Source organism: Pseudomonas sp. 102515 (genome assembly GCF_031085165.1).
Taxonomy (GTDB): Bacteria; Pseudomonadota; Gammaproteobacteria; order Pseudomonadales; family Pseudomonadaceae; genus Chryseomonas.
The window spans coordinates 1,208,953-1,222,258 of sequence record NZ_JAVHTY010000001.1 but is presented as its reverse complement, the minus strand read 5'-3'; the positions used below and the strand labels follow the sequence as shown (position 1 = coordinate 1,222,258).

Sequence of the window (13,306 nt, the reverse complement as noted above, 5' to 3'; positions counted from 1 at the left end):
TCGCGAGGCGCCGGGTTTTTTATTGGGTGGCGGAAAGGCGCGGTGGCAGGACAGTGGCAAAGGCTGCGCCGTTTTCCACGCTGCGGGGGTAGGGTTCGAGTGGAGGAGGGTGCGCCGTTTTCCACGCTACGAGGCACGAGATAGAGAGGTGCTCCGCTCCTGCCCCTCTTCCTCCGGGAAAGGGTTGGGGTGAGGGGGGCACCAAGGCAAAGGCCGCTCCCAGGAGCGGCCTTTGCTCGAATCGGAGAACGCCCTACTTGCCGGCGAACTTGAAGATCGTCGTCTGGGTGTAGGTCTGGCCGGGATCCAGGCGGGTGGTGGGGAAGTTCGGCTGGTTGGGCGCGTCCGGGTAGTGCTGGGTTTCCAGGGTGAAGGCACCCCAGTGGCCGTAGGTCTTGCCCGCCTTGCCCTTGATGTTCCCCTCCAGGAAGTTGCCGGTATAGAACTGCACGCCTGGTTCGGTGGTGTAGAGGGTCAGGGTGCGGCCGGAGCTCGGATCGGTCACCACGGCGGCGGCCTTCTGCAGATCGCCAGCGGTGTTGAGCACCCAGTTGAAGTCATAGCCACCCTGTTTGGGTTCGGCGTACTTCAGCTGCTGGTTGTCGTCGGCGATGTGCTTGCCGATGGCGGTCGGCTTGCGGAAGTCCATGGGCGTGCCGGCCACGGGCGGCAATTCGCCGGTGGGGATCAGCTTGGCGGTCACCGGGGTGTATTTGTCGGCATTGAGCATCGCCACCTGCTTGAGCACGGTGCCACTGCCGGCGCCCGCCAGGTTGAAGTAGCTGTGGTTGGTCAGGTTGAGCACCGTCGGCTTGTCGGTGGTGGCGCGGTACTTGAGGGTCAGCTGGTTGTGCTCGTCCAGCTGGTAGGTCACCTGGGTGGTCAGGGTGCCGGGAAAGCCCATCTCGCCATCGGGGGAGACGTAGCTCAGGGTCACGCCGACCCAGCCGTCGCCCTTGGCCGGCTCGGCCTTCCACACCTTGGTGTTGAAGCCCTGGGGCCCGCCGTGCAGGGCGTTGGTCTTGTCGTTCTGGGGGATCTGGTAGCTCTTGCCGTCGAGGCTGAAGCGGCCCTCGGCGATGCGGTTGCCGAAGCGGCCGATGGTGGCGCCAAAGAACACGGTGGGGTTGTCGAGATAACCCTGGACGTCATCGAAGCCCAGTACCACGTCTTCGCTGTGGCCCTTGCGGTCGGGCACCTTGAGCGCCTGCAGCACGCCGCCGTAGGTGATGACGGTGGCCTGCATGCCGTGGCTGTTGGTCAGGACGAACTTCTCGATGGGGGTGCCATCGGGCAGCTTGCCAAAGCTCGACTGCTGGCTGGTGAGGCCGGCCGCCTGGGCGGTAAGGGTGCTGATCATGAGTGACAGTCCAAGTCCGGTGAGGGCTAACGTGCGTTTCATCTCGACCACCTTTTCGGTTTGTTGTTGTACAGGGAACAGCGGGTGTTGTGGTTTGTTGGGCTTCGCTGCGCTCAACCCAACCTACGGAAGCGCGCAGGTTGGGTTGAGCAACGCGAAGCCAACGGTAGAAGCCAATCAGTGCGAATGGCGGGGCACCTCGGCGCCGCGGCAGCCGACCAGGAAGTCGAAGTCGCAGCCTTCGTCGGCCTGCAGCACATGGTTGACGTAGAGGCGGCGATACCCGCCGGCCAGCAGCTGGTCGGCCGGCGGTTGCCAGTCGGCCAGGCGCGCGGCCAGTTCTGCGTCGGGGATGTCCAGGTGCAGGCGGCCGGAGGCGCAGTCCAGTTCGATCATGTCGCCTTCGCGGACCACCGCCAGCGGGCCGCCGGCCGAGGCCTCGGGCGCCACGTGCAGCACCACGGTGCCGTAGGCGGTGCCGCTCATGCGGGCGTCGGAGATGCGCACCATGTCGGTGATGCCCTTGGCCAGCAGCTTGGCCGGCAGACCCATGTTGCCCACCTCGGCCATGCCCGGATACCCCTTGGGTCCGCAGTTCTTCAGCACCATCACGCAGGTCTCGTCGATGTCCAGATCCGGATCGACGATGCGCGCCTTGTAGTCTTCCAGGTTCTCGAACACCACGGCGCGACCGCGGTGCTGCATGAGCGCCGGGGTCGCGGCCGACGGCTTGAGCACCGCGCCCTTGGGCGCCAGGTTGCCGCGCAACACGCAGATGCCGCCATCGGCGCGCAGTGGGTTGTCCAGGGCGCGGATGACCTCGTCGTCACCGTAGATGGGGGCCTCGGCGCAGTTGGCCCAGAGGCTCTTGCCGTTGGCGGTCAGGGCCTCGGGATGGGGCAGCAGGTTGGCCTCGCCCATGCGGCGGATCACCGCCGGCAGACCGCCGGCATAGTAGAACTCTTCCATCAGGAAGCGTCCTGAGGGCTGCAGGTCGACGAGGGTGGGGGTGCCGCGGCCGACCCGGGTCCAGTCGTCCAGCTCCAGGTCCACGCCGATGCGGCCGGCGATGGCCTTGAGGTGGATCACCGCGTTGGTGGAGCCGCCGATGGCGGCGTTGACGCGAATGGCGTTCTCGAAGGCTTCCTTGGTGAGGATCTTCGACAGCCGCAGGTCTTCTTCCACCATCTCGACGATGCGCATGCCGGACAGGTGCGCCAGCACGTAGCGGCGCGAATCCACCGCCGGAATGGCGGCGTTGTGCGGCAGCGAGGTGCCCAGGGCTTCGGCCATGCAGGCCATGGTGGAGGCGGTGCCCATGGTGTTGCAGGTACCGGCCGAACGCGACATCCCGGCTTCGGCGGAGAGGAATTCGTTGAGGTCGATGGCGCCTGCCTTGTAGGCCTCGTGCATCTGCCAGACGATGGTGCCGGCGCCGATGTCGCGCCCGTGGTGCTTGCCATTGAGCATGGGGCCGCCGGTGACGACGATGGCCGGCACGTCGCAGCTGGCGGCGCCCATCAGCAGCGCCGGTGTGGTCTTGTCGCAGCCGGTGAGCAGCACCACGGCGTCCACCGGATTGCCGCGGATGGCTTCTTCCACGTCCATGCTGGCCAGGTTGCGGGTCAGCATGGCGGTGGGCCTGAGGTTGGATTCGCCGTTGGAGAACACCGGGAATTCCACCGGGAAGCCGCCGGCTTCGTAGATGCCGCGCTTGACGTGCTCGGCGATCTTGCGGAAGTGGGCGTTGCAGGGGGTCAGCTCGGACCAGGTATTGCAGATGCCGATGACGGGCTTGCCCTGGAATTCGTGGTCCGGGATGCCCTGATTCTTCATCCAGCTGCGGTACATGAAGCCGTTCTTGTCGTTGCTGCCAAACCACTGGGCGGAGCGGAGCGGGCGTTTGGGCGTGGTCATTGTCTTGTCCTCGGGCATTTCACGGGCAAAGCGGTCCCCGGCACGGCGCGCGTGGCGCCGTGGGGGAGGGCAGAGTCTGGGTTTAGCGCTGCTTGAAGCGGTCGATGACCACGGCCAGCAGCAGGATGGTTCCGCGGATGACGTACTGGTAGAAGGTGTCGATGTTCTTCAGGTTCATGGCGTTCTCGATGATCGCCAGGATCAGCACGCCGGCGATCACGTGGCGGATCATGCCGATGCCGCCGGCCAGGGAGACCCCGCCCAGTACGCAGGCGGAGATCACCGTGAGTTCGAAGCCCTGGCCGATCATCGGCTGGCCGGAGGTCATCCGCGAGGCCAGCACCACGCCGGCCAGGGCGCCGATCACCCCGTGCATGGCGAAGATGATGATCTTGGTGCGGTCGACGTGGACGCCGGCCAGCAGCGCGGCTTCCTCGTTCCCGCCGATGGCCATGGTGTTGCGGCCGAAGGTGGTGTAGTTGAGCAGCCAGCCAAAGAACAGGATGCACAGCAGGGTGATGACGATGGGCACCGGCAGGCCGAACAGCTGGCCGTTGCCGAACACGAAGAACTGCTCCTGGGAGACGCCCACGGCCTTGCCGTCGGAGAAGATGTAGCCCAGGCCGCGCACGATCTGCATGGTCGCCAGCGTGGTGATCAGGGCGTTGATCTTGAGCTTGGCGATCACCAGGCCGTTGATCAGGCCCACCACCAGGCCCATGGCCAGCGCGGCGGCGACACCGAGGAAGACGCTGTCGAACTCGCGCATCACCACTGCGGCGACCACCCCGGCACAGGCGATGACCGAACCCACCGAGAGGTCGAAGTGGCCGGAGGCCAGGCAGAACAGCATGGTGCAGGCGGCGATGCCCACGGTGGAGATCGCCAGGCCCAGTCCGCGCATGTTCAGCGGCGAGAGGAAGTTCTGCACGAACAGCGCGCAGAGGGTGAAGATGACGACGGCGGCCAGCATCATGGCCCAGTCGTCGAGGAAGCGACGCATGTCGAAGCCGCGGCGCGGCGGGGTCAGGCTGTGGGGTTGGGCGGACATGGACTGGACCTCTGTTCTTGTCTTGTTGTCAGGCCGTTCAGGCACGGGTACGGGGCAGGGCGAGTTGCAGCAGGCGCTCGTCGTTGAACTCGGCGCGGGCCACCTCGCCGGTGATGGCGCCTTCGCTCATGACCAGGATGCGATCGGCCACGCCCATGACTTCCATCAGGTCGCTGGAGACCACCACCACGGCGATGCCGCGGGCGGCGAGGTCATGGATGATGGCGTAGATCTCCGACTTGGCGCCCACATCGATGCCGCGGGTGGGTTCGTCGAGCAAGAGCACCTGCATGGGCATCGACAGCCAGCGACCGAGGATGGCCTTCTGCTGGTTGCCGCCGGAGAGATTCTTGATCTTCTGCCCGGCATGGGGCGTCTTCACGTTGAGCGCGCGAATCTGCTTTTCGGCGTTGGCCTTTTCCCAGCGGCCCTGGATCAGGCAGCCGAGGCTGGCGTGATGGGGGCGGGCGCTGATGTTGATGTTCTCGGCCACGCTGGCCAGGGGCACGATGCCTTCCTTCTTGCGATCTTCCGGGCAGAGCAGGATGCCGGCGGCGATGGCGTCGCGCGGTGACCTGAGGCTGACCGGGGCGCCCTTGAGGCTCAGGCTGCCGGCCTTGTGCTTTTCCAGACCCGCCAGCAGGCGCAGCAGCTCGGTGCGACCGGCACCGACCAGGCCGAACAGGCCGAGGATCTCGCCCTGGCAGACCTCGAAGCCCACCGGCTGCTGCAGGCCCTGGCCGAGCAGGCCCTCGACCTTGAGGCAGCCGCCGCCGATCGCGCGCGGCCGGTAGTCGTAGATGTCGGCGAGATCGCGGCCGACCATCAGGGTGATCAGCTGGTCGGGGGTGATGTCGGCCAGGCGCTCGATGGTGCGCACGTGGCGACCGTCCTTGAACACCGTCACCGCGTCGCAGATGCGGAAGACCTCTTCCATGCGGTGGGAGACATAGAGCACCACCCGGCCTTCGTCGCGCAGCCGGGCGATGATGGTCATCAGCCGATCGGTCTCGCGGGCGGACAGCGAGCTGGTCGGCTCGTCGAAGGCGATGACGCGGGCGCCGCGGGAGAGCGCCTTGGCGATCTCGACCAGCTGGCGCTGACCGAGCGACAGGCGCCCGACCTTGGTGTTGGGGTCGATCTCTTCGGCCAGGCCCTTGAGCAGGTCCAGGGCCTGGCGGCGCAGATGGCCACGATTGACGATGCCGTAACGCGCCGGCAGGTGTCCGAGAAAGAGGTTCTCGGCGACGGTCATCTCCGGCACCAGCTGCAGTTCCTGCTGGATCACGGCGACGCCAGCGCGAATGGCTTCGGCGGTGCTCTTGAACACCAGTTCCTGGCCATCGATGTTGAGGTGGCCGGTGGTGGGGGCATGGTAGCCGCTGAGGATCTTCAGCAGCGTCGACTTGCCGGCGCCGTTCTCGCCCATGAGGGCGTGCACCGAGCCGGGCCGCACGTTGAAGGAGATGTCGGCGAGCGCCTTGACGCCGGGAAAGGTCTTGCCGATGCCGACGAAACCGAGACTGTCGGCGCTCTGGGCGGTGGTGTGTTCCAAGGCTGCCATGAGGCACTCCTGTCACAACCTTTTTACGATCTGCTGCGCGTCGGCCAAACCGTGTTGAAAAGCCTCTGGAGGGCCAGCCCCGTCGGAATGCTCATTTACTGATCGTAAACTGCGCTTCCTAAAGTCTTTTCGCCTTGTTTGTCGCTAGCTCGCTGAATCGTAATAAAGGCTCCAGATGAAAGAGGGGGCGGCGCCAGCACGGGCGCCGCCGGGGTCATCACTTCCAGAGGCCGATCTTTTCCAGCTCTTGCTGGAAATTGGCACGGGTGATGAGGGTGACCTTGTCCATCGCGGTGTACTTGGGCGGTTCCTTACCGGTAGTCACCCACTCGTACATCATGCTGGCGGTCTGGTAGCCCTCTTCGTGTGGGCTGGGCAGCATGGAGCCGAAGAAGCCGCTGTTGGGTTTCTTCAATTCGCCGATGGCATCGGTGCCGTTGATGCCGATGCCGATCACCTGCTCGGCCTTGAAGCCGGCGCTTTCGGTGGCGCGGACGCCGCCCAGCACGGTGTTGTCGTTCATGCCGCCGATGATCAGGTGCTTGGCGCCCGCAGGCAGCTTGACCAGCGCGGAGGTGGTGGAGTCCATGCTGCCGGGCACGTCGAGGGTCTTCTGCGGCGCGAAGATGATGTGGTCGGCGGGCAGGCCGGCCTTCTTCAGGGCTTCCACCGAACCGTCGGTGCGCTTCTTGCCGGTATCCAGCTCGTTGTAGGTGTTGATCACCGCATAGGTGTCATCCCACTTCCAGCCGCGCTTCTCGGCTTCGGCGGCCATGGCGGCGCCCTGCTGCTGGCCGACCTCGAAGGCGGCCATGCCCAGGTAGGGCACGTCTTCCATGAACTTGCCCTTGGCGTCGACGAAGCGGTCGTCCACGGCCATGACCTTGAGGTCGTTGAGCTTGGCCTTGGCCACGATGGCCGGGCCGAGGGAGACGTCGGGCGGGCAGATCACGAAGCCCTTGGCGCCGTTGGCGGCCAGGCTGTCGATGGCGGCGAGGGTCTTCTCACCATCCGGCACGGCGATCTTGAGCAGGGTGAAGCCCTTGTCCTTGGCGGCTTTCTCGGCGAAGGCCCACTCGGTCTGGAACCAGGGTTCCTCGGGTTGCTTGACCAGGAAGCCGATCTTGACCGGATCGGCGGCGAAAGCAGAGAGGGACAGGCTGACAGCGCCGGCGGCGAGGGCGGCACGCAGCAGAGAACGAACTCCCGGAACACGGAACATAGCTGGAACTCCTTGTTTTTATTGGTGTGGCCAGGCAATGCGAGGCGGCGGGCTGCCGTCGTGGAGGTCAGACGACACCGCTCTGCATTGATATTATGATTGGATGGGTGCGGGCGCAAGAAAAAGGTGACGAGATTTTTCGTCACCTCTGTCACCAGGCTGTTACATAGGGCCCGAAGCAGACAGGCGCCTTGGCAGGGCGCCTGGGTCGGTAGGATGAATCAGCCGGCGAATCTGTGGCAGGGCATGCCGGCTACCGGCGCGGTCGCCCGCAGCAGGGCGCCGTCGAGGGCACCCTCGGCGGCGGCGGTGGTGACGTACAGGGTGCGCAGATCCGCTCCGCCGAAGACGCAGCTGGTGGGCCGCTGCACCGGCAGTTCGACGATCTCCAGCAGGTCGCCCTCCGGCGAGAAGCGCAGCAGGCAGTTGCCATCCCAGCGCGCGTTCCACACGCAGCCTTCGCTGTCGATGGCCGAGCCGTCCGGCGAGCCGCGCTCGTGGGGACCGGCCCAGACGGTCGGGGTCCCCAGGTTGCCGTTGGCATCCAGCGGGTAGCGATAGAGGGTGTCCTTGAGGGTGTCGGCGCTGATGACGTGGTTGTCGGTCGCGCTCCACACCAGGGTGTTGGCGATGCCGAGGCCGCTGGCGTGACGGCTGACGCTGCCGTCGGGATCGATGCGGAACAGGCCGCCCGAGTGCCGGTCGATGGCCACGTCGCCGCCCTGGGCATCGAGGTTGTTCTGCATGGTGCCCAGCCAGAGACGTCCCTGGGCATCGCAGCGGGCTTCGTTGCCGCGATTGCCCGGATCGGGATCGGCGACGCAGAAGCGTTCCAGGGCGGGACGCTCTGGCGGGGAGTCGAGATCCAGGCGGAAGACGCCATCCGGCAGGGTCACCAGGGCATCGCCGCGGACCGTGGGCACGAAGGCGGAGCAGGGGCGATCCAGCTGCCATTCCTGATAATGCTCGCCGCGCAGACGGCAGGCCTTGAAGCCGGCGATGTCTACCCAGTAGAGCGCCTGGGTTTCCTGGTCCCAGAAGGGCCCCTCGGCCAGTTTGAAGCGCTGGGGAAGCAGCGGCTGCCAATCCATCGTTCACCTCTCTTGTTGTGGCAGGACGAAACGTTCAGGCATGGGAACCCGAAACGCTACGCAGGTTGCGCCAGGCGCGACGTCAATCGGTATAGCGCGCCAGGGTCAGCGCCGCGCTGTCGATCAGCATCATGCAGGCCCAGACGGCGCGCGCCGCATCGCGCGACGCGATGCCGTCGGCCAGGGCCTTGTGCAGGGGGAGGGTGCGCCGCAATTCGTCGGGATCGGCCGACGACAGGGTGAAGGAGGCGGCCAGCAGCGCGCCCAGGGCGGGCACCATCTGCTCGATGAACTGATTGTGGCTGGCCGCCAGGACGCATTCGTGGAAGCGCTGGTCGGCGGTGTTGTAGTCGCCGCCATTGAGCGACGCTTCCAGGTGCTGGTAGGCGACCTGGATCGCCTGGACCTGCTCGGGGGTGGCCCTTTCGCAGGCCCAGCGTACCGCCGCCGGCTCGATGGCGTGGCGTAGATCCAGCAGGTCCTTGACGAAATGAGCCGGCAGACCGCCCGTGGCCAGCCAGCCCACCACCTGGGTATCGAACAGATTCCAGCGACTGAGCGGCAGGACCCGGGTGCCGACCTTGGGGCCGACTTCCAGCATGCCCTTGGCCGCCAGGGTCTTGATCGCCTCGCGCAGGATGGTGCGGCTGACGCCCAGCTCCTGGCAGAGATCCGCCTCTACCTTGAGGGCGCTACCGGGTGGAAATTGCCCGGCCGCGAGTCGCTGGCCGAGTTGTTCTACGGTAGAGGCATGGTAGCTGCTGGACATGAGGGCATACCGCGAGTGGGTTCTTGGCCTCAATGATCATACGAAATTTCACTTTCAGACAAGGGCTGCGGCCGGAAGGCTTCGGCCACCATGTCATCGACACCGGCCAGCTGGGCGATGGCGGCATGCCGAGCGGTAAGGGGGTCGCGGTGCTGGATCGCGGTGAGGATCGCCTTGTGCCGGGAGACCAGCAGGTTGAGGCTTTCTCCGGTGGCGAACAGCGCCGAGGAGCGTTCCAGATAGTCCCGCACCGGCAGCAACATGATGCTGTAGAGATGAATCAGCAATTCGTTGTGGGTGGCAGTGGCGATGGAGAGGTGAAAGGCCATGTCCGGCTCGGCCATGTTGGCGATGTCCGCCGCCTGCTCCATCCGCTCGTAGGCGTCTTCGATGGCCTTCACGTCTTCGGGCTGGGCATTGGCAGCCGCCATGGCGGCGACCTCCGGCTCGATGATGTTGCGCACCTTGACCAGGGTCTCGTAGAAGCTGTGCCGCGAATCGCTCTGCAGCAGCCAATGGAGCACGTCCGGATCGAGCAGATGCCACTCGTTGCGTGGCTTGACCACGGTACCGACCTTGGGCTTGGACCTGACCAGACCCTTGGCCACGAGAACCCGGGTGGCCTCACGTAGGACGGGGCGGCTCACTTCGTACTCTTCGCACAGCTGCGCCTCGGGAGGCAGGCGCTGTTCTGGCAGAAAGTGTCCAGACACGATCTGGGTACCGAGCTCATGGACGATGCGAGCGTGTCTGCTTTTGCGCGGCAGCGGTGTCTTGTAATTCATCGAAAGGCATCCGAAGTCGTCGTGCCATCACTATAACACCATCAGCGCGATAACTGATGTCATCGCGGGCTAAGCGGCTCTGTAATGCGGATCAGCGGAAATCAAGTGGTAAGATTTCCTACTTCGTAACATTATTTTAGTATTATCAAAATTAACTTAAGAGCTGATTAATGGCGCTAAATGGGTATTTAACGTCTCAATGATATTACGTTAGACTTTGGGTCGATCTGCGCTTCAACCGCACAATAACAACAAGTCGGAGAACGCCATGCACTCTGAATCCGCCCTCATCCGTCGGATCACGCTCAAGCTGGTCCCCTTTCTCGTATTGCTCTATCTGGTCGCCTACATCGACCGCTCTGCCGTGGGCTTCGCCAAGCTACACATGGGCGCCGACATCGGCATCGGCGATGCCGCCTACGGCCTCGGTGCCGGCCTGTTCTTCATCGGCTATTTCCTCTGCGAGGTGCCCAGCAACCTGCTGCTGGAACGCTTCGGTGCGCGCCGCTGGTTCGCCCGTATCCTGGTGACCTGGGGTGCCATCACCATGGGCATGGCCTTCGTCCAGGGACCGAACAGCTTCTATGTCATGCGCTTCCTGCTGGGTGCGGCCGAGGCCGGCTTCTTTCCCGGGGTGCTCTACTACCTCACTCAGTGGTTTCCGGTACGCCATCGCGGCAAGATCATGGGGCTGTTCATCCTCTCCCAGCCCATCGCCATGCTGGTGACGGGGCCGCTGTCAGGCATGCTGCTGCAACTGGATGGCGCGCTCGGCCTGCACGGCTGGCAGTGGCTGTTCCTCTGCATCGGCGCGCCGGCGGTGCTGCTGGCCTGGCCGACCCTGACCCGGTTGCCGGATGGTCCGCAACAGGTCGCCTGGCTGGCGGCCGATGAAAAGCGCTGGCTGGCGACGGAGCTGGAAAAGGACCTGCATCTCTTCGACCAGACCCGCCATGGCAACCCCCTGCATGCGCTCAAGGACCGCCGGGTGCTGCTCCTGGCGCTCTACTATCTGCCGGTGACCCTGAGCATCTATGGCCTGGGCTTGTGGCTGCCGACGCTGATCCACCAGTTCGGCGGCAGCGATCTCACCACCGGCTTCATCTCGGCGATCCCCTATGCCTTCGGCATCCTCGGCCTGCTCATCGTGCCGCGCAGTTCGGATCGCCTGGGCGATCGCTATGGGCACCTGGCCGTGCTCTATGGGGTGGGCGCCCTGGCCATGGCCGGCAGCGCCTGGTTCGGTACCGCCGTGCTGCAACTGGCGGCGCTGTCGGTGGTGGCCTTCTGTCTGTTTTCCCTCACCGCGCTGTTCTGGACCCTGCCGGGTCGCTTCTTCGCCGGGGCCAGCGCCGCCGCCGGTATCGCCCTGATCAACTCGGTGGGCAACCTCGGCGGTTATCTCGGCCCCTATGGCATCGGTGCGCTCAAGGCGGCGACCGGCACCCTGGCCTCGGGGCTCTATCTGCTGGCCGCGGTGCTGCTGTTCGGTCTCTTGCTCACCGGCATCGTCTACACCCGCCTGGAGCGCAAGAACCGTCGGGAAGAAGGTTATGCCGCGGAGCGTTCCGCCGGCTGACGCCCCGGACAGGTCTCGGCGGCGAACCAGGCGGCGCCGAGACAGACCAGGTTGGCCACCAGCAGGTAGGCGGCCGGCGCCATGCGATCGCCGGTGGCGCCGATCAGCCAGGTCACCACGATCTGGGCGGTGCCACCGAAGGCCGCCACCCCTAGCGCATAGACCAGCGAGAAGCCGGTCGCCCGCACCCGTTGGGGAAAGCTTTCCACCAGCAGCACGATCAGGGCCGCGCCGCTCATGCCGTGCAAGCCGGAGAGCACGGCCAGGGTCAGCAGGAAGATGCCCGGGCTGGGTGCCCGGGTGATGAGCTCCAGCGCCGGATAGAGCAGCACCAGCAACAGCAGTCGCGGCAGGATCAGCACGATGCGTCGACCGTAGCGATCGCTGAGCACACCGCCCAGGATCGAGCAGACCGCCATGGCCGCGCCCATCACCAGGGTGGCGAGCATAGCGATCCCGGCGGGCAGCTTCAGCTCCACCAGGGCGAAGGTGGTCATGTAGTTGAGGAAATACTGGGTGATGGTGCTGCCGGAGAGGATCAGCAGCCCCAGCAGCAGTGGCCGCCGCTGGGTGGCCAGCACCTCGCCCAGCACCGCTCCGGTGCTCCGGGTTTCGCCGACGTGGGTATCCACCAGGCCGCGGCGGATATAGAGGCCGATGGGCAGGATCGCCAGGCCCAGCAGGAAGGGCAGGCGCCAGCCCCAGGCGAGCAGCTGCTCCGGCGTCAACCAGAGGGTCAGGCCATAGCCGATCAGACCGGCCGCCACCGCGGCCAGCCCCTGGGCCACCACCTGCCAGCAGGCGTAGGTGCCTCTCTTGTGCAGCGGCGCCGCTTCCAGGATGTAGGTGGTGGCCGGGCCGGCTTCGCCACCCCAGGCCAGCCCCTGCAGCAGCCGGGTCAGCACCAGCAGGATGGGGGCGGCGATGCCGATCTGCTCGTAGCCGGGCAGTACGGCGATGCCACCGGTGCCCAGGGCCATCAACACCATGGTCAGCAGCATCGCCGGCTTGCGGCCGACGCGGTCGGCCCAGGCGCCGATGAGGATGGCGCCCAGTGGCCGGACGACGAAGCCGACGCCAAAGGTGATGACGCTGGCCATCAGGCTGGCGAAGGCGTTCTGCGAGGGAAAGAACACCTGGCCGATGAGCACGGCGAAGGTGGCGTAGACGCCGAAGTCGAAGAACTCCACGGCGTTGCCGAGCACCACGGCGAAGACGCCCTTGCGGGAGTGGATAGGGCGGGAAGCGGTCATGGGCGTTGTTTCAGCGAGGACGGGGCGCGCGCCCGGAAGCGGGCGCGTGGCAGGCATCGAGTCAGTGGGCGAGGTGCAGGCCGCACTCGCGGTTTTCGTCACCCTTGGTGGGGTCGAAGTAGTCGAATTCGTTGGGCAGGTCGTGGGCGGTGAGGTACTGGTAGAGGTCCTTGGAGGTCCAGTGCAGCAGCGGTGCGACCTTGATCAGGCCGTCCGGGTTGACACTGACCGGGTCCATCTGGGCGCGCACCGCGGTGTCGGTGGCGCGCAGGGCGGTGAACCAGACCTCGGGCGCCGTCTCGCGCAGGGCGCGGGCGAAGGGTTCCAGCTTGACCTCTTCGGTGAAGGCGGCGTGGCGCGGATCGTCCAGCCCCGGCACCGGGCCATCGATGGCCTCACGATGGGCGCGCGAGCGCCTGGGCAGGTAGGTCACCAGGTTGAGACCGAGCTTGCGCACGATCTCGTCGGCGCAGCGGTAGGTGGCGGGGGTGTTGTAGCCGCTGTCCATCCAGACCACCGGGATATCCGGCTTGACCTGGCTGACCAGGTGCAGGATCACCGCCTCGAAGGGCCGGAAGTTGGTGGTGACGATGGCGCTCTTGCCCAGGCCCAGGGCCCAGGCGACGAGCTTTTCGGGATCGCGGCCGAGGTCGGCGTTGATGCGGGCGAGATCGAGGGACATGGCGGGCTCCAGCCGGGGAAGGGTGCTGCCATG

11 protein-coding genes are annotated in these 13,306 nt (G+C 65.8%); 1 reads left to right on the top strand and 10 read right to left on the bottom strand.

Going from position 1 to position 13,306, the window contains the following annotated elements:
• Positions 1-253: 253 nt before the first annotated feature.
• The 8 genes from RCF34_RS05595 to RCF34_RS05560 all read right to left on the bottom strand — a co-directional run bounded on the left by RCF34_RS05595 (position 254) and on the right by RCF34_RS05560 (position 9,759).
• Positions 254-1,402 (bottom strand): aldose epimerase family protein, encoded by a 1,149-nt coding sequence (locus tag RCF34_RS05595; RefSeq protein WP_308707261.1) that lies wholly within the window; start codon positions 1,400-1,402, stop codon positions 254-256.
• Positions 1,403-1,537: 135 nt separating this feature from the next.
• A complete protein-coding gene (locus RCF34_RS05590; protein WP_308707260.1) occupies positions 1,538-3,277 on the bottom strand; it encodes an IlvD/Edd family dehydratase in 1,740 nt (579 codons plus the stop codon).
• Between the two features lie 82 nt (positions 3,278-3,359).
• Positions 3,360-4,328, bottom strand: a complete 969-nt coding sequence (gene araH, locus RCF34_RS05585; RefSeq protein ID WP_166655940.1) for an L-arabinose ABC transporter permease AraH — start codon at positions 4,326-4,328, stop codon at positions 3,360-3,362.
• Between the two features lie 37 nt (positions 4,329-4,365).
• Positions 4,366-5,892 (bottom strand): L-arabinose ABC transporter ATP-binding protein AraG, encoded by a 1,527-nt coding sequence (gene araG / locus RCF34_RS05580; protein ID WP_308707259.1) that lies wholly within the window; start codon positions 5,890-5,892, stop codon positions 4,366-4,368.
• Between the two features lie 217 nt (positions 5,893-6,109).
• On the bottom strand, positions 6,110-7,114 hold the full coding sequence (locus RCF34_RS05575) for a substrate-binding domain-containing protein (protein ID WP_308707258.1): 1,005 nt from the start codon (positions 7,112-7,114) through the stop codon (positions 6,110-6,112).
• Between the two features lie 221 nt (positions 7,115-7,335).
• Positions 7,336-8,205: an SMP-30/gluconolactonase/LRE family protein gene (locus RCF34_RS05570; RefSeq protein ID WP_308707257.1), complete on the bottom strand. Its 870-nt coding sequence runs from the start codon at positions 8,203-8,205 to the stop codon at positions 7,336-7,338.
• A gap of 82 nt (positions 8,206-8,287) precedes the next feature.
• The gene (locus tag RCF34_RS05565; protein ID WP_308707256.1) at positions 8,288-8,974 is read right to left on the bottom strand and encodes a FadR/GntR family transcriptional regulator; all 687 of its coding nucleotides are present in this window, start codon (positions 8,972-8,974) and stop codon (positions 8,288-8,290) included.
• Between the two features lie 29 nt (positions 8,975-9,003).
• The gene (locus RCF34_RS05560; RefSeq protein WP_308707255.1) at positions 9,004-9,759 is read right to left on the bottom strand and encodes a FadR/GntR family transcriptional regulator; all 756 of its coding nucleotides are present in this window, start codon (positions 9,757-9,759) and stop codon (positions 9,004-9,006) included.
• A gap of 268 nt (positions 9,760-10,027) precedes the next feature.
• On the opposite strand from RCF34_RS05560, the gene RCF34_RS05555 reads away from it, so the two are divergent.
• Complete coding sequence (locus RCF34_RS05555) at positions 10,028-11,338, top strand: MFS transporter (protein WP_308707254.1); 1,311 nt, start codon at positions 10,028-10,030, stop codon at positions 11,336-11,338.
• On the opposite strand, the gene RCF34_RS05550 is transcribed toward RCF34_RS05555, so the two are convergent.
• Entirely contained in the window at positions 11,311-12,591 is a 1,281-nt protein-coding gene (locus RCF34_RS05550) for an MFS transporter (protein ID WP_308707253.1), read from the bottom strand. The genes RCF34_RS05555 and RCF34_RS05550 overlap by 28 nt on opposite strands.
• 61 nt (positions 12,592-12,652) lie before the next feature.
• Positions 12,653-13,273, bottom strand: coding sequence for a phosphoadenosine phosphosulfate reductase family protein (locus tag RCF34_RS05545; protein ID WP_133862732.1), 621 nt, complete (start codon positions 13,271-13,273; stop codon positions 12,653-12,655).
• Positions 13,274-13,306: the final 33 nt, after the last annotated feature.